This is a genomic window from Tabrizicola sp. BL-A-41-H6, from assembly GCF_050632395.1.
Taxonomy (GTDB): domain Bacteria; phylum Pseudomonadota; class Alphaproteobacteria; order Rhodobacterales; family Rhodobacteraceae; genus JAUYQR01.
Genome location: NZ_CP192600.1, coordinates 3491371 through 3514065 on the forward strand (window position 1 = coordinate 3491371; position 22695 = coordinate 3514065).

Annotated in this window: 21 protein-coding genes, 1 tRNA gene and 1 pseudogene; 9 read left to right on the forward strand and 14 right to left on the reverse strand. The window is 63.2% G+C overall.

Features of this window, described 5'->3' with window-relative positions:
• Positions 1-4 precede the first annotated feature (4 nt).
• The gene (locus ACROUL_RS17185) at positions 5-193 is read right to left on the reverse strand and encodes a hypothetical protein (protein WP_431300657.1); all 189 of its coding nucleotides are present in this window, start codon (positions 191-193) and stop codon (positions 5-7) included.
• Positions 194-366: 173 nt separating this feature from the next.
• On the opposite strand from ACROUL_RS17185, the gene ACROUL_RS17190 reads away from it, so the two are divergent.
• A tRNA-Thr gene (locus ACROUL_RS17190) sits at positions 367-441 on the forward strand.
• A gap of 172 nt (positions 442-613) precedes the next feature.
• Here ACROUL_RS17190 and ACROUL_RS17195 read toward each other — a convergent pair.
• Positions 614-726: pseudogene (locus ACROUL_RS17195) on the reverse strand (IS3 family transposase); the annotation flags it as partial.
• 267 nt (positions 727-993) lie between these two features.
• On the opposite strand from ACROUL_RS17195, the gene ACROUL_RS17200 reads away from it, so the two are divergent.
• Complete coding sequence (locus ACROUL_RS17200; RefSeq protein WP_431300658.1) at positions 994-2310, forward strand: acetamidase/formamidase family protein; 1317 nt, start codon at positions 994-996, stop codon at positions 2308-2310.
• Between the two features lie 111 nt (positions 2311-2421).
• On the opposite strand, the gene ACROUL_RS17205 is transcribed toward ACROUL_RS17200, so the two are convergent.
• The 6 genes from ACROUL_RS17205 to ACROUL_RS17230 all read right to left on the reverse strand — a co-directional run bounded on the left by ACROUL_RS17205 (position 2422) and on the right by ACROUL_RS17230 (position 8737).
• Positions 2422-3519, reverse strand: a complete 1098-nt coding sequence (locus ACROUL_RS17205; protein WP_431300659.1) for an alkene reductase — start codon at positions 3517-3519, stop codon at positions 2422-2424.
• Positions 3520-3836: 317 nt separating this feature from the next.
• Positions 3837-5231, reverse strand: coding sequence for a dihydropyrimidinase (gene hydA / locus ACROUL_RS17210; protein WP_431300660.1), 1395 nt, complete (start codon positions 5229-5231; stop codon positions 3837-3839).
• A gap of 1 nt (position 5232) precedes the next feature.
• Positions 5233-6468: a cysteine desulfurase-like protein gene (locus ACROUL_RS17215; protein WP_431300661.1), complete on the reverse strand. Its 1236-nt coding sequence runs from the start codon at positions 6466-6468 to the stop codon at positions 5233-5235.
• 14 nt (positions 6469-6482) lie between these two features.
• Positions 6483-7220: an amino acid ABC transporter ATP-binding protein gene (locus ACROUL_RS17220; protein ID WP_431300662.1), complete on the reverse strand. Its 738-nt coding sequence runs from the start codon at positions 7218-7220 to the stop codon at positions 6483-6485.
• Positions 7220-7891 (reverse strand): amino acid ABC transporter permease, encoded by a 672-nt coding sequence (locus ACROUL_RS17225; RefSeq protein WP_431300663.1) that lies wholly within the window; start codon positions 7889-7891, stop codon positions 7220-7222. The genes ACROUL_RS17220 and ACROUL_RS17225 overlap by 1 nt, the downstream gene beginning before the upstream one ends.
• A gap of 57 nt (positions 7892-7948) precedes the next feature.
• Positions 7949-8737 carry an ABC transporter substrate-binding protein gene (locus tag ACROUL_RS17230; protein ID WP_431300664.1) on the reverse strand — a complete coding sequence of 263 codons (789 nt, stop codon included), beginning with the start codon at positions 8735-8737 and terminating at the stop codon, positions 7949-7951.
• Positions 8738-8878: 141 nt separating this feature from the next.
• Here ACROUL_RS17230 and ACROUL_RS17235 point away from each other — a divergent pair, with 141 nt between their 5' ends.
• From ACROUL_RS17235 to ACROUL_RS17265, 7 genes are all read left to right on the forward strand, one after another.
• A complete protein-coding gene (locus ACROUL_RS17235) occupies positions 8879-9619 on the forward strand; it encodes a FadR/GntR family transcriptional regulator (RefSeq protein ID WP_431300665.1) in 741 nt (246 codons plus the stop codon).
• Between the two features lie 178 nt (positions 9620-9797).
• Positions 9798-11399: an ABC transporter substrate-binding protein gene (locus ACROUL_RS17240; protein ID WP_431300666.1), complete on the forward strand. Its 1602-nt coding sequence runs from the start codon at positions 9798-9800 to the stop codon at positions 11397-11399.
• Between the two features lie 49 nt (positions 11400-11448).
• Positions 11449-12513, forward strand: coding sequence for an ABC transporter permease (locus ACROUL_RS17245; protein WP_431300667.1), 1065 nt, complete (start codon positions 11449-11451; stop codon positions 12511-12513).
• Positions 12510-13415: an ABC transporter permease gene (locus ACROUL_RS17250; protein WP_431300668.1), complete on the forward strand. Its 906-nt coding sequence runs from the start codon at positions 12510-12512 to the stop codon at positions 13413-13415. Before ACROUL_RS17245 ends, ACROUL_RS17250 begins: the two co-directional genes overlap by 4 nt.
• Entirely contained in the window at positions 13412-14233 is an 822-nt protein-coding gene (locus tag ACROUL_RS17255; protein WP_431300669.1) for an ABC transporter ATP-binding protein, read from the forward strand. The genes ACROUL_RS17250 and ACROUL_RS17255 overlap by 4 nt, the downstream gene beginning before the upstream one ends.
• Before the next feature lie 4 nt (positions 14234-14237).
• Entirely contained in the window at positions 14238-15014 is a 777-nt protein-coding gene (locus ACROUL_RS17260; protein ID WP_431300670.1) for an ABC transporter ATP-binding protein, read from the forward strand.
• Positions 15011-16063 carry a dipeptidase gene (locus ACROUL_RS17265; RefSeq protein ID WP_431300671.1) on the forward strand — a complete coding sequence of 351 codons (1053 nt, stop codon included), beginning with the start codon at positions 15011-15013 and terminating at the stop codon, positions 16061-16063. The genes ACROUL_RS17260 and ACROUL_RS17265 overlap by 4 nt, the downstream gene beginning before the upstream one ends.
• A 40-nt stretch (positions 16064-16103) precedes the next feature.
• On the opposite strand, the gene ACROUL_RS17270 is transcribed toward ACROUL_RS17265, so the two are convergent.
• The 6 genes from ACROUL_RS17270 to ACROUL_RS17295 form a co-directional block, all read right to left on the reverse strand.
• Positions 16104-17174, reverse strand: a complete 1071-nt coding sequence (locus ACROUL_RS17270) for an ABC transporter ATP-binding protein (RefSeq protein WP_431300672.1) — start codon at positions 17172-17174, stop codon at positions 16104-16106.
• 4 nt (positions 17175-17178) lie between these two features.
• Positions 17179-17994 (reverse strand): carbohydrate ABC transporter permease, encoded by an 816-nt coding sequence (locus tag ACROUL_RS17275; protein ID WP_431300673.1) that lies wholly within the window; start codon positions 17992-17994, stop codon positions 17179-17181.
• 8 nt (positions 17995-18002) lie between these two features.
• On the reverse strand, positions 18003-18869 hold the full coding sequence (locus ACROUL_RS17280) for a carbohydrate ABC transporter permease (protein WP_431300674.1): 867 nt from the start codon (positions 18867-18869) through the stop codon (positions 18003-18005).
• Positions 18870-18923: 54 nt separating this feature from the next.
• The gene (locus ACROUL_RS17285) at positions 18924-20228 is read right to left on the reverse strand and encodes an extracellular solute-binding protein (protein ID WP_431300675.1); all 1305 of its coding nucleotides are present in this window, start codon (positions 20226-20228) and stop codon (positions 18924-18926) included.
• The gene (locus ACROUL_RS17290) at positions 20225-21784 is read right to left on the reverse strand and encodes a putative N-acetylmannosamine-6-phosphate 2-epimerase (protein ID WP_431300676.1); all 1560 of its coding nucleotides are present in this window, start codon (positions 21782-21784) and stop codon (positions 20225-20227) included. The genes ACROUL_RS17285 and ACROUL_RS17290 overlap by 4 nt, the downstream gene beginning before the upstream one ends.
• A gap of 73 nt (positions 21785-21857) precedes the next feature.
• Complete coding sequence (locus ACROUL_RS17295) at positions 21858-22610, reverse strand: GntR family transcriptional regulator (protein ID WP_431300677.1); 753 nt, start codon at positions 22608-22610, stop codon at positions 21858-21860.
• Positions 22611-22695 lie beyond the last annotated feature (85 nt).

The window sequence follows — 22695 nt, forward strand, 5'->3', positions numbered from 1 at the left end:
TGCCCTACCCCGATTTTCCGGTGTCCCCGGGGCCTGCGTCATCCGCGGTCCGGGCTTTTGCCTGTGCCTTCCGTCGCGCCATATTGGCCTTCAACGCCGCCTTCAACCGTTCTTCGCGCACGTCAGCGGCGGAGCGCGGTTTTCGGGCCGACCCGGCGGCCCCTGTCGATGACGGATCGGTCGGTTGACGCATTCAGCCTGCATAGCGCAGCGGTGCTGCAGGGTCCAGATTGCTTGGCCCGGAGGGCGGTAGAGGTTACTGCTTTTGCGTGCGGAAACTTGGCGACATGCCCCTTGCAAGCCCCCGGCTTTGCGTTTAACACGCCCGCCAGAACGGGACGAGGCCGAACGCCTCGCGCCCCCGGCGCTGCAGTAGCTCAGTGGTAGAGCACTCCCTTGGTAAGGGAGAGGTCGAGAGTTCAATCCTCTCTTGCAGCACCATCTATCCAACTGAAAACAAATAGTCAGATTTCTCTTGGGCACCTCAGTTGCGTTACCCGATCATCCCGATTGCCTCACCTCTGTTTGCGCTGATGTCGCCCCCGACTTTTATCCGATCCCCAACGTTGGACCGCCCGAAGGCAGAGTTTTCCGGCTTCGCTCAGGGTGACGGGCTGTAGCGCACATCGAGCACTGGAACGTGAGCCGCGAGTACGTGTCGAGCACGGTTGAATCACGCAGCTTCTTGCCCGTGGCGAGCCGGTCGTGGACGAAGTCCATAGCCCATCCTCAACGACCAACTCGCTGTGGTTTGATCGGCGGCATCGAAACCGGCCAGCGGGTTGAATTGCTGCGGCTCATCGCTGGTCTTTCCGAGCCGAAGTGGGGCCAAATGAGCGGAGGGGCCAAGGTCCCGCCGACTTGCTTTCCCGGCTGCAGATCGGAATCGGCCATTTACCGAACAGTAATCGAGCCCTTGCCTGGGTAAGGCTTGCAGTTCGCTTCAGGGCACCTACTCTCGGACCATCAGTCGCAGTCTGCAGGGAGGCTATCATGCCAGACGGAAGCAATACGCTGTCGCGCCGCAGCGTCGTGGTGTCGGAGTTCACCAACAGCGTTCTCGACCCCGAAGAGCCGATGCTTGGGCCGGTCGAGAATGGCGGCACCATCATCGCCAATACCGCGCCGGGATGTTGGGGTCCGATGATCACGCCCAGCCTGCGTGGCGGCCACGAAGTGACACGGCCGGTCTTTGTCGATGGGGCCGAGGTTGGCGACGGTGTGGCAATCCGCATTCGTGACATCACGGTGACCTCAATCGCCACGGCTTCGGGGCATGACAGTTCTCCTGCGGGGTTCTGTCTTGGCGACCCCTACGTGGCCGCGCGTTGCCCGGTCTGCGACACGGTCTGGCCCGAGACCCATGTCGAAGGCATCGGGCAAGACGCAGTGAAGTGCAACACCTGCGGCAATGCGGTGAAGCCGTTCGAGATCGTCCACGGCTACACCGTCACCTTTGACGAGACACGCTCTGTTGGGCTGACGTTGCCGCAAGCGGCCGCCGAAACCATTGCGCGCGACGCCAACCACTATTCCGCCCTGCCCGACCAAAGCCGCCAGCATTCGATCCTGACCTTCGCACCGTCAGACATGCCCGGCACGATGGTGCGGATGCGGCCCTTCATGGGCCAACTTGGCACCTGCCCGTCGATGGCCATGCCGGACAGCCACAACGCCGGCGACTTCGGGTCTTTCCTTGTCGGTGCGCCACACCAGTACGCCATTACTGCCGAGCAACTGGCCGAACACAAAACCGACGGTCATATGGACATCGACGCCGTGCGCGCGGGTGCGATACTTGTGTGCCCGGTCAAGGTGCGGGGCGCGGGCATCTACATGGGCGACATGCACGCGGGCCAGGGCGACGGCGAGATTGCAGGCCATACGATGGACGTTGCCGGCAGCGTCACCTTGCAGGTCGAGGTGGTGAAGAACTATCCGCTGGATGGCCCCGTGCTGTTCCCGCTGGAGGAAGACCTGCCGCCGATGGCAAGACCGTTCAGCGAGGCCGAGAAGGCCAAGGGGCGGCGGCTTGCGGCGAAATGGGGCGTAGCGGAGATAGAGGCACTGGCCCCGATTTCGGTGATCGGCACGGCTGCCAATTTGAACGCCGCCATCGAGAACGGCCTTGCACGGGCGGCAAAGCTTTTGGGGATGACTGTCGCAGAGGTGCGCAACCGCGCGACCGTAAATGGCGCTATCGAGATCGGTCGCGCGCCAGGGGTGGTTCAGGTCACTTTCCTTGCCCCGTTGGCAAGGCTTGATGCCGTGGGCCTTGGCGACTATGCGCGGGAGCAATACGGCCTTTGACGGGGCTTCTGAACTGCGGGACAAAATGCCCGCAGTTCAATTTCAAACGGATGCGCGTGGCGCGCGTGTTCAAAGGGATGCGCGTGGCGCGCGGGCAGGCAAGCCCTACCCTCAGACAACCGCGTCTTGCAGGAAGGGGTAGTCGGTGTATCCCTTAGCCCCGCCACCGTAGAAGGTGCTTTGGTCAGCTGCGGCAAGAGGGGCATCAAGACGCAGGCGTTCAACCAGATCTGGGTTGGAGATGAAGGGCCTGCCGAAGGCGACAAGGTCGACACGTCCGCTTGCCACAGCGGTAAGCGCCAAATCACGGGTGAAGCCGTTGTTGGCGATGTAGGGACCGGCAAACCGCGCGCGCAAAGCGTCGATATCATAGTTCTGGGCAAGTTCGCGTGATCCGCCGGTCTGCCCCTCAACCATGTGAAGGTAGGCAAGACCTGCCGCGTTCACAACATCCACAGCATGGCCGAAAGTGGCCATCGGGTCGGTGTCGGTCACTCCGTTTGCGTTTGAGAAGGGGCTGAAGCGAATGCCGACGTGAGCCGCGTCCCAGGCTGCCGTGACCGCAGCGATCACCTCGGTCAAAAGGCGCGCCCGGTTTTCGATGCTGCCGCCGTAGGCATCGGTCCGGAGGTTGGCCCCGTCACGAAGGAATTGGTCGATAAGGTAACCGTTTGCTGCATGAATCTCCACGCCGTCGAAGCCGGCCGCTTTTGCGTTGCGGGTTGCCTGCGCGTAGTCGGCGGCGATACGGGGCATCTCTTCGATACCCAGCGAGCGCGGCGTGGACGTGGGAAGGAATGTCGTGCCGTCAAAGGTGCGCGTGTCGGCCGCTATCGCAGACGGGGCCACAGGAAGCTGGCCATTCGGTTGCAGGCTGGTGTGGGAAACGCGTCCGACATGCCAAAGCTGGATCACGATCTTGCCGCCCTTGGCGTGAACGGCATCGGTTACCGCACGCCATCCGGCGATTTGGGCGGGGCTGTAGATGCCGGGAGTCCAGGCGTAACCCTTGCCTTCGGGGGAAATCTGTGACGCCTCGGTGATGATAAGGCCAGCCGTTGCCCGCTGGGAGTAGTATTCGACATGGAGGGCATGGGGTGCGTCATCCTCGGGCCGGGCACGGTTGCGGGTCAGGGGAGCCATTACAATCCGGTTGGCAAGATCGAGGGCGCCGACACGGATCGGCGAGAACAGGGTATGCTTGGTCATTAGATAATCCTTTGTCCGGGTGGCGCCGGAAGGGCGCGACTAGACGGTTGGTGTCTGGGTACGGCTTGGACGTAAGCTCTTCGGTTTGGATTGCCATCTGCTGCAGCAGCAAAATGGCGGTGCACCCGAGAAAGTGAACGCAAGTCCGAGTGCGAAAGCGCTCTGACAGAAGTTTCCAAAGGCGCTCTGATCGTCGTCGACAGCCGAAAGGCGATCAGGCAGCAAATCTCACCGGCGCGGCGCCGTCTGTGTTTGCCCTTGGCACGACCATGCCAGCCTTCAGGCCTAGGGGCGCGGCGCCACGGCTGCACGCGCGTTCAAGATCGGCTACGTTTGCGTCTTAGATAGGTACCGGAACCCGGATCGGCTGCAAGCACCCCATCCTTGACCATGACACGCCCCCGCAAGATGACGCTTACCGGCCATCCCTGCACTTCCAGTCCTTCATAGGGCGTGTAATCAGCGCCGTGATGTAGGTCCGCGTTGTGGATGGTGCGGTGCGCCTTTGGATCCCAAAGGGTCACGTCAGCATCCGATCCGACGGCAATCGTGCCCTTGCGCGGATATAGCCCGTAGAGCTTTGCGTGGTTGGTAGAGGTAAGGGCGACAAATCGGGACAAGTCGATCCGGCCCTTCATCACGCCTTCCGAAAACAGGATCGGCAGCCGAGTTTCGACGCCGGGTATTCCGTTCGGTATCCAGCGAAAGCTCGTCTTGCCTTTGTCGTTCAGCTTTCCTGCCGGATCGTCGAAACGGAAGGGGCAGTGGTCGGACGAATAAAGGTCGAAGATCCCCTGCTCCAGCCCCTGCCAGCAGGCGGCTTTGCTGGCCTCGTCGCGGGGCGGGGGCGAGCAGACGAATTTCGCGCCTTCCCATCCCTCGCGGTCCAGATCGTCGGCTGTCAGCATCAGGTATTGCGGGCAGGTTTCGCCGAAAACCTTCACGCCGCGCTTGCGGGCACGGTCGATTTCTTCCATCGCCTCGCGGTTCGAGACGTGGACGATGACGATCGGTACGTCCACGATTTCGGCAAGCGAAAGCGCGCGGTGCGTCGCCTCGCGTTCGGCTGCGACGGGGCGCGTGGTGGCATGGGCGAGAGGGCTGACATCGCCAGCCTCTTCATGCTTACCGATCAGGAAGCGGATCGCATCCTCGTTTTCGCAATGCACCATGACGAGCGCGCCCGAGGTGCGCGCGGCGTCGAGCGTGGCGAGTATCTCGTTGTCGTGCAGGCGCATTCCTTCATAGGTCATGAAGACCTTGAGCGAGGTGTAGCCGTCTTCGACCAAGGCAGGGATTTCCTGCCCCAGAACACCGGCCGTCGGATCGGTGATGATGAGGTGGAAACTTACGTCTGTCAGGCAGTTGCCCTCCGCCAGCGCGTGATAGGCGGTCAGCGCTTCGCGCAGGGTCTGGCCCTTCTGTTGCAGGCAGAAGGGCAGGACGGTGGTGTTGCCGCCCATCAGCGCCGAACGGGTGCCGCTTTCAAAGCCGTCGGCCATGACGATGCCATCGCCCGAGGGTTGGGCCAGATGCACATGGCTGTCGATGCCACCAGGCATGACGTAAAGCCCGGCGGCGTCGATTTCGTCGCGGCCTGCGGGAAGGGATTCGCCCAGCATCACGATGCGTTCGCCACGGATGCCGATGTCGCACTGGGTCACATCGCTGGCGGTGACGACGGTACCGTTGCGGATGACCAGATCGAACATCTCAGGCTGCCTTTCGCAGGATATCATCAAGGGCGGCGCAGAGGCGGTCCACCTCGTCCAGAGTGTTGTAATGCACCATCGACACGCGCAAGAGGCCGCCGTCGCCGGTTTGGCCCAAATCCTCAACCAGACGGCGGGAATGGAAATCTCCGTGGCGGATGGCAATCTTGTGGGCATCCATGGCTTTTGCCATCGCGCCGGAGTCGCGCCCTTCGAAGCGGAAGGCGACTGTGGGGATGCGTTTGGAATCCCGGTTCGTGGTGGCGCCGAACACGCGGCAGTCGTTGCGGGCGGTCAGATAGGAAAGCAGGCGTTCCACAAGCGCGTCTTCCTGTGTGGTGACGGCGGCAAAGCCTGCCTCAATCCCGGCCCGCGGTGTCGGGGCCGCGCCGCCGAGGCCCTGGAAATAGTCGCGGATGGCCAAGGTGGAATAGGCGCATTCGTAGCTGGGGTTTCCGGGTTCCAGTTTGCCCGGCACTTTGTCCTTGCCGTAGAAGTAGTGATAGAGCGTGTCGAGTTCGAGCAGATGGTCGAACTTGCCATACATCACAGCGTAATGGGGCCCGTAGGTCTTATACAGGCTGAAGACGTAGTAATCGACGTCCCAGGCTTGCACGTCGATGGCCCGGTGCGGGGCATAGGCCACGGCATCGACACAGATGCGCGCACCGCGGTCGTGGACGAAGCGGGCAATCTCGGCCACGGGGTTCACTTGGCCCAGAATGTTCGACACATGGGTGACGGCAACCAGCTTCGTGCGGTCGGTCATCAGGGGGGCGAGGTCGTCGAGTTCAAGCGACAGCGTGTCGTGGTTCAGGGGCCAGAATTTCAGGACAATCCCGAATTCCTGCAGGCTGACCCACGGGCCGATGTTGGATTCGTGGTCAGACATGGTGACGATAACCTCGTCTCCGGGCTGCAACTGGCTGCGCATGGCGCGCGACAGGTTCTGCAACAGGACAGTGGTGGATGGGCCGAAGATGATTTCCTCGGGTCGTGCGGCGTTCATCAAGGTGGCGGCCGCGGCGCGGGCATCGCGCAGCGCTTGCGCGGCGGCGAGGGAGATGTCGTAGGTGCCGCCGATCTGGACGTTCTTTTCATACAGGAATTCGGTCATGCGATCGACCGCGCCACGCAGGATTTGCGACCCACCCGCATTATCGAACAGGGTCCAGCCGCGCGACAGGCCGGGGAAGTTGCTGCGGACGTGGTCGAGGTCGAGCGCGGGGACGGGCATTGTTTTCTCCGGTGTCAGTGGTTCAGGACCGCGCCAAGGAAATTGCGCGTGCGCTCTTCCTGCGGGGTGTCGAAGATCTGGGCGGGGGTGCCGGATTCGATGATCCGCCCGCTGTCCATGAAGATCACCCGGTCAGCGACCTGACGGGCGAACCCCATCTCGTGGGTGACGACGACCATAGTGACGCCGGTCCCTGCGAGGGATTTCATCACGTCAAGCACCTCACCAACCATTTCGGGATCAAGCGCGCTGGTGGGTTCGTCGAAGAGCAAGACCTTGGGGTCCATTGCCAAGGCGCGGGCAATGGCAACGCGCTGCTGCTGGCCTCCTGACAGTTTGCCGGGGTATTTGTCGGCCTGTTCACCGATGCCGACGCGTGCGAGCAACTCGCGGGCGCGTTTCTCTGCGGCGTCGGCAGAGGTGCCGCGCACGCGCATGGGCGCAAGCATGACATTGCGCAGCACCGTCAGATGCGGGAACAGGTTGAAGGATTGGAACACCATGCCGACATCGGCACGCACCTTTTCGAGGTTTTGGCCGCGTTCGACGGTGGTTCCGCCCACGGTGATGCGACTGGCAGGCTCGAACGGCTCCAACAGGTTGATGCAGCGGATGAGTGTCGACTTGCCCGACCCCGAGGGGCCGATGACGCAGACCACCTCGCCTTCGGCGATGTCGAGGTCGATGCCATGCAGCGCGGTGAAGGAACCGAAGCGTTTTTGCAGGTTCTGGATGTGGATGTAACCGGGCATCAGCGGTCCGCCTTTGCATAGCTGCGTTCCAGCCGGGATACGGCGGCGACCAGTGGCAGGAGGAACGCCACGTAGATGATCGCGGCGCCGATCAGCGGGCTGGGATTGGCCGCAAGTGCCTGTGCCTGCGTGGCCTGCTTCAGCAGGTCTGGCATCGCCACGACCGAAGCAAGGGCGGTGTCTTTCATCACGTTGATGCAATTGTTTGTCAGGGGTGGAATGACGATCCGGATCGCCTGCGGCAGGATCACGTCCACCATCATGTGCCGGTAGGAAAGACCAAGCGCCGACGAGGCTTCGAACTGGCCCTTGGGGATGGCTTCGATGCCGGCGCGGAAGATTTCGGCTGTATAGGCGGCAGAGACCAACGACAGCGCCGAGACCGCAGACAGGAAGGGTGAAAGCCGGATGCCGACGAAGGGCAGGGCGTAATAGATGATGATGAGTAGGACCAAAAGCGGGATCGAGCGCATGAAGTTGATGTAAGCGCGTGCCAGAAGCTGCGCCCAGACCGGCCCGTAAATCCGGATCAGGGCCAGTGCGAGGCCGAGCACAAGACCAAGGACGATGCTTACAACGCCGATTTGCAACGTGACCCACAGCCCCTGCATCAGCAGGGGAAAGGTGCGGATCAGCACTGGCACGTTGAAGAAGGTGTCGAAGATTTCCATGAGCCCACCGGTTGCAAGAAAGGGGAGGCAGGCCTGGGCCCGCCACCCCCCAGAGTGTTATTTCAGCGCGGGCATGTCCATGACGGTCGCGGTCGAGGTGGTGGCCTCGGGGTCGGAGCCGAACCACTTCTTGTGGGTGGCCTGCACGAAACCTTCTTCCTTCAGTGCGGTGATGATCGTGCTGACTTCGGCGGCAAGGGGCGCGTCCTTGGCGAACATCATGGAATACTGCTCGCCGGTGGGGATGCGTTCGACGACGGCGAATTCCGGCTTGTCCTTGGAGTAGTATTGCAGGGCCGGAATGTCGCTGATGTAGCCGTCGATCCGACCATTGCCGAGGTCGAGCATCGCGGGAGCCAGGCCTTCGAAGCGGCGGATTTCGGCGAAGCCGTATTTCGTCTGGTTCTCGGTCGCCCACATGTCGCCGGTCGATCCGGTGTCGACGCCGATGACCTTGCCGGACATGTCTGCCAGACCTTTCAATCCGCTGGCGGCGGTGACGGTCAACGACTGGTCGCTGTCATAGTAGGGCTGGGCGAAGCTGACTTCGGCCAGACGCTTTTCGGTGATGGTGATCGAAGACATCGCCATGTCGATGCGGCCCGATTGGACTGCCGAGAACAGGCCGTTGAACGGGATGTTCTCGATCTTGATGTCACGGCCGAGACGCTTGGCGACTTCGGTTGCAAGATCGACCTCGAAGCCGACGATTGCGCCTGTGTCATCCTGGAATTCCCACGGCACGTTGCCGACGTTCGCGCCGACCGTGATATCTTCCGCCGAAGCGATGGCGCCAAAGCTGAGCGCCGATCCAAGAACTGCGGCGGCGAGGATATTTTTCATCATATCTGTGATCCTTTCCCTGTTGGTTGCAATTTCCTCTGGTCAGACCGGTCTGACCAGTTAATTTCAAACCAACCATGAGGCGTCTTGGAAGGCAAGGCACTTATGGGGCAGAGAGGGCGGTGAGTGGCCCGACGGGACGGGATGACGATTAAAGAGGAGGCGAACGTGTCGCGATTGAATGTGCCCTTGCCCGGCTGGACCCCCCTGCCCCAGGTTGTCGCCCGGCGACTGCAACAGATGATCCTTGACGGAGAGCTGCGCGAAGGCGATCAGATACCGTCGCAGCGTGTTTTGTCGGAACAGTTCAACGTCAGCCGCGCCTCGTTGCGGGAGGCGCTTTTGACGCTGGAAACGCTTGGCTTGATCAAGACCCAGCCGGGCCGTGGCACCTTTGTCACCGCAGGCCGCCCCGATAGCGGCGCAGAAATCAAATGGCGCTATTCCGACAGCTTCCCCATGCAGGATGTGTTCGAGACGCGGCAGATGCTTGAGGGCCAGATTGCGGAAACTGCGGCCCGCAATGTGGATGCCGCCACACTCGCCGCCTTGCGCGATGCGACAGACGAGATGGAACGTTGCTGGGGTGAAGGTGATCTTCTGTCGAACGTGGAGGCAGACCTGCGCTTTCACCGCACCATCGCGCTGGCGTGCAGGAATCAGATGCTGCAATCGCTTTATGAAACCGTGCAGAGCCTGCTGACCGAAACCCAGCGCCAACCGATCCCGCGAACCAACCCGACCCGGATGCGCGCTTCGCTGGCCGAGCATCGCGAAATTATTGCAGCCCTTTCGCGCGCTGATGGCCGTGCAGCCCGCGACGCAATGGAACGCCATGTGCGCAATACCGCAGAGTGTGCGGGTATCTTGCTGCCGAAGGTTTAGGAAGGCATGGCACGGTGGTCATCAGCCCTTGTTGGAATGGCAGGTCAGCGTGCAGCGGGCGCCAAAGGGTCAGCCTGTATGGCGGAAGAAGCCATTGACTCTGCCGCTCAGGCTTCGTCGAATGGGGACGGATTCCCGACGCTTGTCGGTTCGTCCTAACAATCACAGGGAGATGGCAATGCATCACACGCATGGATTTGGCCGTGCAGCAGTCTTGGCCGTGCTGATGGCGGGCACTGCGCCGATGGCGCTTATGGCAGAGACCCCGGCTGATACGCTGGTTGTGGCTGATGCGATCGACGACATCGTTTCGATCGACCCGCATGAAGCGTTCGAGTTTTCGGGCGTGGACCTCAACAACAACGTCTATGACACGTTGATCGAGCTTGATCCGACCAAGCCGGGCGAACTGGTCCCCGGTCTGGCCGAAAGCTGGGCCGTGTCCGAGGACGGCATGACCTACACCTTCAAGATCAAGTCCGGCATCACGTTTTCCAGCGGCAACCCGCTGACGGCCGAGGACGCGGCGCTGTCGTTGCGCCGGGTGGTCAAGCTGAACAAGACGCCTGCGTTCATCATCACGCAGTTCGGACTGACGGCGGAGAATGTAGACCAGATGGTCACCTTCGAGGGTGATACGGTCACGCTCAAGACTGACAAGGCCTATGCGCCGTCCTTCGTCTACAACTGCCTGACGGCGGGCGTGGCAAACATCGTCGACATCAAGACCGTGATGGCGAACGAGGTCGATGGCGACATGGGCAACGCCTGGCTGAAGGCGAACAGCGCCGGGACCGGCGCCTATGTGCTGAAGTCGTTCAAGCCGAATGAAGGCTATGTGCTTGAGGCCCGCACCGGCCACTGGCGCGGCGATGCCAAGATCAAGAACGTGTTCATGCAGCACGTTCCCGAAGGTGCCACCCAGCGTCTGCTGCTGGAAAAGGGCGACATCGACATTGGCCGCGAACTGACGCCCACCGATATTGCCGGCTTTGAAGGCAATGCTGACATCAAGGTGCAGAACGACGTCGGCGGGCAGATCTACTATCTGGCACTGAACCAGAAGAAGGCCGAGCTTGCCAACGCCAAGGTTCAGCAGGCGATGCGCTACGCCGTCGACTATGCCGGCATGGCCGACAGCATCCTGAAAGGCCAGTGGGTCGTCCACCAGGCGTTCCTGCCGCAGGGTTTCCTCGGTGCGCTGACGGAAAACCCCTATGCGCTGGATCTGGAAAAGGCGAAGGCCTTGATGGCGGAATCGGGCGTTACGCTGCCTTTGGAGGTGAAGTTCACCGTCCGCAACAACCAGGAACGGCTGGACATCGCAACGTCGCTGCAAAACACCTTTGCGCAAGTCGGCATCAATCTGGTGCTGGACGTGGGCGACGGCGCGACGGGCCTGGAGATCTATCGGGGTCGCCAGCACGAGATGACGCTGCAGACCTGGGGACCGGACTATCCCGACCCGCACACCAACGCCTCGACCTTCGCCTCCAACCCCGATAACTCGGACGAGGCCAAGGCGACGGGCTACCTGGCGTGGCGCACCGCATGGGATCCAGGCGCCGAGATCAATGCGGAAACCGACGCCGCCGTGGTCGAGAAGGACACCGAAAAGCGCAAGGCGATGTATGAGGACCTGCAGGCCAAGGTGCGCGACAATTCGGCCTTCGTCTTCATGTTCCAGCAGGCACGGCAAGATGCGATGCGAGCCAATGTGAGCGGCTTCTATGCCGGTGGGGCGACAGACTCGGCGTCCTATTGGACAGTGACCAAGTAAGCATTCGGGTCGCCTGCCGACGTTGGCGGGCGACCCGGTTTTCTCGCGCATGACATCCCTTCCCTCGCCAACGCCGGACCGCCAGTTCACCCGTCTTCTGGGCCAGATCGGCTATGGGCTGGCCGCGCTTGCCATCACGCTTCTGGGGCTGATGCTGGTGACGTTCCTCATCGGTCGCGTGGTGCCGACTGACCCGGTCCTGTCGATCGTGGGCGAACGCGCTACGCCTGCGCAGATTGCCGCGATCCGCGAGAAGCTGGGTCTGGATTTGCCGTTGTGGCAGCAGTTCTTCATCTACGTCCGCGATGCCGTGCAGGGCGATCTTGGCAATTCGATCCGCACCGGCAAAAGCGTGACCTCGGAAATCGCCCGATATTTCCCCGCAACGCTGGAACTGGCCACGCTGGGCACGATCTTCGGCACTCTGGTTGGCGTGCCAGCGGGCGTGCTGGCGGCGACCCGGCCGGGCAGCATCGCCGACCAGATCGTGCGGGTTGTCGGGCTGATGGGCTATTCGATGCCGGTGTTCTGGTTGGGTCTTATCGGCCTTTTGGTGTTCTACGGCCAGCTTGATTGGGTTTCGGGGCCGGGGCGGCTGGACCCGACCTACGACATGATGATGGAATTCACGCTGAACACCTACACGGGGATGATCCTCATCGACGCGGCACTCAACGGTGCCTGGGACGTGTTTGGCAATGCCGTCAGCCACATCATCCTGCCGGCCGGTCTGCTCGGCTATGTCTCGATGGCGTATATCAGCCGGATGACCCGCAGTTTCATGATGAACGAGTTGGGGCAGGAATACATCACGACGGCACGGGTAAAGGGGATGCCCGAATGGCGGGTGATCTGGGTACATGCAATGAAGAACGTCGCGGTGCCGCTGATCACCGTGATCGCACTAAGCTATGCCTACCTTCTGGAAGGGTCGGTCCTGACCGAAACGATCTTTGCCTGGCCGGGGCTTGGCAGCTATATCACCGACGCGCTTTTCGCCAATGACATGCCCGCAGTGCTGGGTGGCACGGTCGTGGTGGGCGTGGTGTTTGTCACGCTGAACATGGCGTCGGACATCCTTTACCGGCTTGTCGACCCGAGGGCTCGCGGATGACAGCGCTTCGCGTCTGGCTCAGCGATCCGAACCCTGCGTCACGCCGGCAGGCGCGGTTGGGTCAGTTGTGGCTGGCGTGGCAGCGCATCCGGCGCAATCGGCTGGCGATGGCGGGGCTGGTGATCGTGGCGGTGTTGCTGGTGGTCGCAGCCTTCGCTCCGTGGATCGCGCCGCATGACCCGTTAGCGCAGGATCTGGCGCGCCGGTTGCTGCCGCCTGGCACGCCGGGCAACGTGCTTGGCACCGACGATTTCGGCCGTGACATCCTGAGCCGCATCATCTTTGGCGCGCGTATCACGCTTTACATCATCGCGCTGGTGGCGGTGACGGCCCCGTTGCTTGGGCTTTTGATCGGCACGGTGGCCGGGTATTTCGGCGGCTGGGTCGATGCCACACTGATGCGGCTGACCGATATCTTTCTTGCGTTCCCGCGTCTGATCCTTGCGCTGGCGCTGGTGGCCGTGCTTGGCCCGGGGATCGAAAACGCCGTGCTTGCGATAGCGCTGACGGCGTGGCCGCCCTATGCCCGAGTGGCGCGGGCCGAGACGCTGACGGTGCGGTCGTCGGATTACATCGCGGCGATCCGATTGCAGGGCGCGTCAGCACCGCGGATCATCGCGGGGCATGTGGTGCCGATGTGCCTGCCGTCGGTGATCATCCGGGTCACGCTGGACATGGCCGGCGTGATCCTGATCGCAGCGGGGCTGGGGTTCCTTGGGCTTGGGGTGCTGCCACCGACGCCGGAATGGGGGCTGATGATCAGTTCGGGCCGGAAGTTCCTGTTCGAGCAGTGGTGGGTGGCTACCATGCCGGGGCTGGCGATCTTTATCGTTTCGCTGGGCTTCAACCTGTTGGGCGACGGCCTGCGCGACGTTCTAGACCCGAGGAGTGCTTCGCGATGAGCCTTCTGGAGGTGAAAAACCTGCGTGTCACTTTCGACACCGAGACCGGCCCGGTGCAGGCGGTGCGCGGTGTGTCCTTCAGCCTTGGGCGCGAGCGGCTGGGGATCGTTGGGGAGTCGGGGTCCGGCAAGACGATGACCGGTCGGGCCGTGCTGCGGCTGATCCGCCCGCCGGGCCGGATCGAGGCCGATGCGATGACGTTCGACGGGCAGGATATCCTGAACATGCCCGAACGAGAGATGCGGGCGTTGCGCGGCAAGCGGATCGGCATGGTGATGCAGGACCCGAAATACAGCCTGAACCCGGTGATGACCGTGGGGCGGCAACTGACCGAGGGGCTGCGCCTGCGCGACCGGCTGGGCCGGGCCGACGCGGTGGCAAAGGCGATTGCCGCGCTGGAGGCGGTGCAGATCCGCGATCCGCATCGGGTTATGGACGCCTATCCGCACGAGTTGTCTGGCGGCATGGGCCAGCGGGTGATGATCGCGATGATGCTGATCCCGGAACCCGACCTTCTGATTGCCGACGAGCCGACAAGTGCGCTGGACGTGACGGTGCAGGCCGAGGTGTTGTCGATCCTGGACGCGCTTGTTCGGGACCGGGGCATGGGGCTGATATTCATCAGTCATGACCTGCGTCTGGTGGCGCGATTTTGCGACCGGGTGCTGGTGATGCACAAGGGCCTGGTCGTCGAGGAAATCGCAGCGGCCAACCTGCTTGCGGCCAAGCACCCGTACACTCAGGGTCTTTTGAACTGCCTGCCCCGGATCGGTGGCCCGCGGGGGCCCCTTCCCGTCCTTGACCGGACCGCGGTGTGACCGGATGAGCCTGATCGAGATCGACAATCTGACCGTGACGTTCCGCGCCCAAGGCCGCGAGGTGCGCGCAGTCGAGAGCGTCAGCCTGTCGGTGGGCGAACGCGAAAGCTACGGCTTGGTGGGCGAAAGCGGGTCGGGCAAATCGACTATCCTGCGCGCGATCTGCGGGATGGCCCCGGTCAGCGGCGGCACGATCCGCATTGCCGGCAAGGTGCTGCCCGCCGAGCGCGGGCGCGCCTTTTCGGCGGAAGTGCAAATGGTGTTTCAGGACCCCTACGCCAGCCTCCACCCGCGCCACACGATCGACCGCACGCTTTCGGAACCGCTTGCGATCCACGGGATGCCAGACCGCGACGCACGGGTCGTTCAGGCGCTGGTCGATGTGGGCCTGCCGCCTGCATTCCGCTTTCGCTATCCGCACCAGTTGTCGGGCGGGCAGCGCCAGCGCGTCGCCATCGCCCGCGCCTTGATGCTGAAGCCGCGCATCCTGCTTCTGGACGAGCCGACCAGCGCGCTTGATGCCTCGGTTCAGGCCGAGGTGTTGAACCTGCTTAGCCGGTTGCGCGAGGAACAGGGTCTGACCTTCCTGATGGTGTCCCACGATCTGGCGGTGATCGACCACATGTGCGACCGGATCATGGTGCTGCAACATGGCAGCACGGTCGAGGAGATCAGCCGCGACGATCTGGCGAAGGCCAACATGAAAACCCCCTACGCCCGCAGCCTGTTCGAGGCCAGCGCAGACCGGATGCTGGGCGGCACGACGGAGCCCGCGCGATGATCCCGGTATTTGACGGTCACAATGACATCCTGCTTCGGCTGTATCTTGATCCGGCGCGGCGCGAGGAGATCTTTCTGCACGGCGAGGGGAAGGGTCATCTTGATCTGCCGCGCATGAAGGCGTCGGGGTTTGCAGGCGGGTTCTTTGCGATCTACCTGCCCTCGCCCGTGGCGCATGATGCACCTGACTATCAAGCGCAGATGCAGAACCCGCCCTACAACCTGCCCTTGCCGGACCTGATTCCGTTTGGCGATGCGGTTCGCCCGGCGGTGACGATGGCGTCGCATCTGCTGTGGATGGAGCGCACATCGGAAGGCGCGCTGAAGATCTGTCGAACTGCCAGCGAGGTGCGCGCCTGTCTCGACGCCGGCATCATCGCAGCCATCATGCACATGGAGGGAGCCGAGGCGATCGACGAAGGTCTCGATTCACTGCACCTGTTCCATGCGATGGGATTGCGGTCGCTGGGCCCGGTCTGGTCGCGGCCCACGGTGTTCGGCAATGGCGTTCCGTTTGCGTATCCGTCCAGCCCTGATACCGGAGCGGGCCTGACAGACGCCGGCAAACGGCTGGTCGCGGAGTGCAACCGGCTGAAGATCATGCTGGACCTCAGCCACATGAACGAGGCCGGGTTCAACGATGTCGCGCGCCTGTCTGATGCGCCGCTGGTTGCCACCCATTCCAATGCGAACGCCATCTGCGCCTCGTCTCGCAACCTGACGGACCGGCAACTTGCGATGATCCGCGACAGCGGCGGCATGGCGGGGCTGAACTTTTCGGTTTCCTTCCTGCGCCCGGACGGACGGCAGCTGGCCGAGACTGGTTGGGACCCGATCCTGCGCCAGATGGATTACCTTCTGGAACGGCTTGGCGAAGACCATCTTGGCTTTGGTTCGGATTACGACGGCTGCACGACGCCTGACGTGATCGGAGACGTGACGGGCCTGCCCAAGCTGCTTGGTGCGCTTTCGGACCACGGCTATGATCGCCCGCTGCTGACCAAACTGGCGCATTCCAACTGGCTGGATTTGCTGGACCGGACGCTTTGACGGTTGCCGAAAGGCGGCAGATCGGCTTGCGCTGCCCCGGTCAGCGTAGCCTTTGCCCCGCCGGATCGAACAGGAATATTTCGCTGGTGCGAAAGCGGGCCTCGAACGGCTGACCGGAGCGAAGGTCGCGGCCGCCGCTGACCAGCGCTGTCAGCAGGTGTGCCGATCCGTCGGGCCGAGCGTGGACCAGCGTGTCCGAGCCGAGGTGTTCGACGATTTCGATGGTCAGGTGCACCGCCGCGTCGCCGTCACTGCGAAAGTGTTGCGGCCGAAGCCCGACGAACACCTCGGCCCCTTCGGCCGGGGGCGAGGCGAGGGTCGGCAGTGCGATGCTGTGGTGGCCAAAGTCGGAAAGCAGCAGTTTCCCGCCGCGGGACTGTGCGGAAAGGATGTTCATCCGGGGGCTGCCGATGAAGCCCGCGACAAAGAGATTGTCGGGATCGTCGTACAGATGGAGCGGGCTGCCGACCTGTTCGACCCTGCCGTCGCGCAGGACGACGATCTTGCTGGCCAGCGTCATCGCCTCGACCTGGTCATGGGTAACGTAGATTATCGTTGCGCCAAGGTCCTTGTGGAGCCGCGCGATTTCAAGCCGCATGTGCACCCGCAGTTCGGCGTCGAGGTTCGACAGGGGTTCATCGAACAGGAATATCTTCGGCGCCTTCACGATAGCCCTGCCGATGGCGACGCGCTGGCGCTGGCCGCCGGACAGCTGGGCTGGCTTGCGGTCGAGGTAGGGTTCCAGTTGCAGGATGCGGGCCGCCTCGGCGACCTTGGTAGCAACCTCGATTTCGGGCCGTTTCTGGGTGCGCAGGGCAAAGGCGATGTTATCGCGCACCGACATGTGCGGATAAAGCGCGTAGCTTTGAAACACCATCGCGAGGTCGCGGTCATATGCGGGGGCTGCCGTAACATCACGGCCCCCAACTAGGATTCGCCCGGTGCTAGCCTCTTCCAGCCCTGCTATCAACCGCAGGAGGGTGGATTTGCCGCAACCCGACGGGCCGACAAAGACGCAGAACTCGCCATGTTCGACGGTCAGGGACACATCGTCGGTGACGGTCTGGTCGGCAAAGCGTTTGGTCAGATGCTCGATGACGAGATCGGCCATGAAGTTATCCTTTCACTGCGCCCGCGACCATCGAGCCGCTGATCCGCCGATACATCACCAGACCGAGGCACAAGGGCGGCAAGGCGGCAACGATCATGACCGCCGCAGCAACGCCCCATTGCACGCCGCCGCCCGACGTCGCGAAGAAGAACGAGGCGCCGACGGTCATCGGAACGGCATCGCGCGTGGTCAGCATCAGACCGAACAGGAACTCGTTCCAAGCGGTGATGAAACCGAAGATGAAGGTGGTGATCAGGGCGGGCCTGCACAGCGGCAGCACGACACGGAACAAAAGACGCGGCAGGCGCGCGCCGTCCATGTGGGCAGCCTCTTCGATTTCGGTCGGGATTTCGGCCACCGCGTTCACCAGAAGCAACAGCGCCAGCGGCAGGTTTACCACCGAAAGCAAAAGCCCGAGGCCAAGTCGCGTGTCCAAAAGCCCCGCCACCGAAAACATCATGTAAAGCGGGATTGCGAAGATGATCAGCGGCAGCGCGCGCAGGTTGACGACCAGCGGAAACAGCACCCCCCGCCCGACCCCGCGCCGCACCATTGCCCAGGCAAGAGGGAATGCCACCAGCATCGGCAGGACTGCCCCGATCAGGGCAGCGACGGTGGAGTTCCACAGGTAGTGATAGACGTTCAACCGGTCGCTGACGGTGAGGACGGTCGCGAAATTCGCCAGTGTCGGGGCCTCGATCCAGAGCGACGGGTTGCGGCTGACCTCGGCGGGCGACTTGAAGGCGGTGATCAGCGTCGCGAGAACCGGAAAGTTCATCACGAAGGCGGCAAGCGCAAAGACGATCCAGCGCAGGGTCATGCGGGGCTTCATCGCGCGCGGCCCTTCATCAGCCGTTGGGCGACGGCGAGCAGCGCGAAGGCGGTCAGAAACAGCAGGATTGCCGCCGCCATCGCCTTGCCGATTTCGCCTCGGCGCAGGAACGTCTCGTAGATGTAGATCGACATCGACGTGGTTGAGCCGCCCGGACCCGCCCCGACCAGCGTGTAGATGTTGTCGAACACACGAAAGCCGTCGATGAACCGGACGAAAAGCGCCACGAACACGGTGGGCAGCATCAGCGGCAGTTCGATCTTCCAGAACAGCCGCCACGGCCTTGTCCCGTCAACCGCAGCAGCCTCGCGCAGGTCTTCGGGGATGGATTGGTAGGCGGCGAGGAAGAGGAGGAAGGCAAAGGGCGTCCATTGCAGGGTTTCGGCCACGATAACGGTCTTGAACACGTTCGCAGGGCCAAGGAAGGCGGGCGACCAGCCAAACCACGCATACATGTAATGCGGCACGGGGCCGGCGAATTCGTGCAGCACCAGCCGATACATCAGCCCCATCATCGCGGGCGCGACGATCATCGGAATGATCAGGATGGCGACGGTCCAGCCGTGCCGCCGGACAAGCGGTGCAAGGTAGACCGCCAGCGCAAGGCCAAGGCCGCATTGCAGCACTGCCGTGATCGCGCCGAACCGCAGCGAGAACCATGCGGCCTGCCAGAAGGTGGGGTCTGCGGCCACATCGCGAAAGTTCTTGAGTCCGGAGAATTCTGGCGAGGTCAGGGTCTCAAAACTGGTGTCGGAAAAGCCGTAAACCAGACTTAGGGCCGCCGGAAAGCCAAGGATGGCAAGCAGGAAAAGCACCAAAGGCCCGGCAAGAACGGCGTTTTCGGTGGTCCGTCCGGGCGTCATCTGGTTCCCTCAAAAGTGGACACGGGCGGATCATGCCGCCCGAGTCCGAACATGTCACTTCAGAAGATCGGTCATCGCCGCGGTCGCGTTCTTCAGCGCGGTGTCAAGATCCTGAGTGCCGGCCCAATAGCCGGTGAACTCTTTCGCTTGCGCCTCGTAGACCGATAGTGCCTTTTCCGCTGTCCCGCCGTTCATGACGAAGCCGTAGGTCGAGGCGTATTCGCCGACTTGCACCAGATCGGGACGGTCGGCGGCAAGTTTCGCCGCCGTTTCCGGCGCGAGGCCGGGGGCGCCGCCGGCCTTGGCATAGGCGATGGCCGCTTCTTCGGTGGACAGCCATTGCAGGAAGGCAATCGCGCCCTCCTTGTTTTCGGCGGCCTTGTTCAGCCCAAGGCCAAGCCCATGGATATGGGTAAAGCGCCCATCCGGGCCAGCAGGTGGCGCGGTGGTGCCGGTGGCGGCCTGCGCGGTGGTCAGTTCGCCGGCCGCCGCATTCCACTGAACCATTGCCGCGACCTGCCCCGAGGCATAGGCCGCGTTCGCCTCGGCATATTCATACGAGGTGGAGTCGGGCGGCGTTGCCCCCAGGTCGAACAGCATCTTCGCCTGCGACAGCGCGGTGCGGTAGCCCTCGCTGTCGACGGTGATGTTGCCTGCGTCGTCCATCCAGTTGGCGCCGTAGCTGCGCGGCCAGGAATGGAACACCATCATGTTGAACAGCAGGTTCTTGGCCTGGATGACGGTGCCGTAGCGGGTGGGGCTGTCGGGGTTGATCGACTGGGTGAAGTAAAGCGCGTTGGCGACGAAATCTTCCCAAGTCCAGTCGGCGGGCGCCTTCGGCTCCATTTTCTTTCCAAGGTACTTCTCGGAAATCTCGCCATACTTCGCCTTGGCCGCATCATCGGCCATCAGCGCGTCGATCAGGTCGGTGCGATAGTAAAGGAAGTGCAGCGACAGGTCGGTCGGCACGCCATACTGCTTGCCGTCGAACTGCATGGTCTTGAGGACCGTGTCGCCAAAGACGGCACCCGCCTCGTCCGACAGTGTGATCGGTTCCATGAACGGGGCATAGCGCCCGATCGAATAGGTGGCGATCAGGTTCACATCGAAGGCGGTGCTGCCGGCGGCGAGGTCAACCTGCAGCTTGTCGAAAAAGCCGTCGCGCGAGGTGAACAGGAGTTCCACCTTGTTGTCGGCGGTGACATCGGGCTTGGCGTTGTAAAGCTCGGTCACGGCGCGCAGGGCCGCTTCCTCGGGACCGCCGGGCCAACCCAGAACGGTGACTTCGGCATTGACGGCACCGCTTGCCAGCATTGCGAGCGCCGCAACACTGGCGCGGAGACAGGTCTTCAAGATCATGGGGTTTCCTCTCTGTTTGGTTGTTTTTGTCTTGCAAGATCGGCAATTCCGATAACGCCGGCGTCCCTGCCAAGCGCTGCGGAGCGTAGCGTGGGGCGTACCAAGGGCTGGAAATGCGCCACCGCCTTGGCCACACGGTCAATGTAGCCAGAAGCCAACCCGACGCCACCGCCGATCACGGTGTAGCGCGGGTCGAACATCAGTTGCAGGTCGTGGGCCAACCGGGCAACCCGACGAGCCGAGGTTTCGATCACGGCATCAGCCGCGGCATTGCCCGCAGCGGCCGCCGCGAAGACGGCGCGGGCATCGGCGGCAAGGCCCAGACGGGCGCCTTCGGCGGCAATCCAGCGGCCCGAGGCGCCGTCTTCGAAGCGGGTGTCATCGCCTTCAGGCAGGGGCAGGATCTGCCCGAAGTGGCCTGCAACGCCGCCGCGTCCCTGCAAGAGCCGGCCGTTGGCAACAACACCACCGCCCACACCGGTGGAGATGGTCAGGAACACCATGTCCTTGCCTTCGCCGGCGCCGTGGGCAAATTCACCCCAGGCCGCTGCCTGCGCATCGTTGGCAAGAGCCACCTGCATGTCCAACGCCGCGCTGGCCGCCTTTTGCAGCGGAAAGCGCCCGTCGAAGGCAAGCGTTCCGGGGTTCAGCGCGCGCCAGTGGTTGTCCTTAATGAGACCGGTCACCGTGACGCCGGCGGTCTGGTAGCCGCCCGCCCAAGGGCGGGCCAGATCGGCCACCTGGCGCACCCAGGCCTCTGGCCCGGCGGCGCGGTCAGTGGGGGCTTCAACCCGATCAAGCACGGTCGCGCCTTCGACCAGAGCGACGAGGAGTTTGGTGCCGCCAAGATCAACCGCAAGCGAACGGGGCCCGTGCGCTGTGGCGGGGGTTGCAGCCGCCATCGCTTCGACGAACCAGCCGGTCACATGTTCGGTCCGGGTGATCGCGGAGCCTGCAACGACGGCATGCGCCCCTGCGGCAAGCGCGCGGGCGGCGAGGGTCGGCGTGTGGTAGCGCCCCTCGGCCACGACGAAGGCACCGGTTTTGCGCAGGGCTGACAGAAGATGAAGGTCAGGGCCGACGGGAACCGGGCCGCCGGTATAGCCCGACATGGTGGAGCCCAGCACCGACACGCCAAGGCCATGCGCGGTCACGCCATCGGCGGGAAAGGCGCAGTCGGCCATCGCAAGCCGCCCTGCCCCGTGGATCGCGGCAACCAGATCGGCCCGAGATACCGGACGGTCACGGTCTGTCGCATCGAAGGCGATGATGTCTGCCCCGGCATCAGCCAGCGCGCGCACGTCTTCGACAAGCGGAGTGATGCGGACCGCGCTGTCAGGCAGGTCGCGTTTCACAAGGCCGATCACCGGAACCGACGTCACCTTTCGCACCGCACGCAGGTTCTCGATCCCTTCGATGCGCAAGCCCGCGGCACCGCCCGCCAGTGCCGCAAGGGCGAAGGCGGCAACAATCTCGGGACGGTCCATCGGCCCGCCGGGAACCGGCTGGCACGAGACGATCAAGCCACCGCGCAATCTGTCGAGCAGGTCCGGCATGGTTCCCTCCGCTGTCGCAACGGTGCAGGTTGGCCAACTGGTATGCAACAGAAACCCTACTGGTATGCACCACCTAATGTCCGAGGTCGGTCAGGAAGTCGTAAAGCTTGCCGTTGTAGCGGGTCTCGGTGAATTCGACCGCGCGGCCATCCGCCAGATAGCAGCGCCGTTCGATGATGAGGAGTGCGGCACCGGGTTCGGCCTCCAGCAGTTCGGCTTCGACGGGAGACATCAGTCCGGCGCGGATGCGCTGGGCGCCGCGAACCGGCCCCGCCCCCAACGAGCGCAGGGCAGCGTAAAGCGACGTGTCGACCAGATCGCCGGAGGGCAGGATCGCTTGGGGAATGGTCGCCCGTTCGATCGCAAGTGGGCGACCGTCGGCGGTGCGGATGCGCACCAGCCGGACGACGGGGTCAGAGGTCGAAAGCCCAAGCGACATGGCTTCGATCGGGGTCGGAAGCACGGTTTTTCGCGATATCCAGCGCTGCCCCGGCACGCTGCCGCGCGCCGTCAACTCGTCTGAAAATCCGGTGACGGTGGACAGGGTTTTCTGAAGCCGCTCCACGATCCGGGTCTGCGCGCCCTGCTGGCGCTGCAGGCGGCCGTCGCGCGCGAGGATGTCGAGCGCACGCCGCACGGTCACGCGACTGATGCCAAGGTCAGCCGACAGGCGGCGTTCGCTGGGCAGGCCGTCGCCGCTGGCGGCGTTGCCGATCAAAAGTGCATCGAGAAGCGCGAGGGACAGGCGCTGATACAAGGGCTTATCCGGCGAGCCCTTTTCAAGTGCGGTCTTCACATGGCCGACAAGGGCTTTGGTCTGGTTCACGAGGGCCCCCGGCTTGCAATCTGGTGTATACCAGTTGCCGATCCGCCCGATGAAAGCAACCGCAATATTCAGGCCTGACAATTGG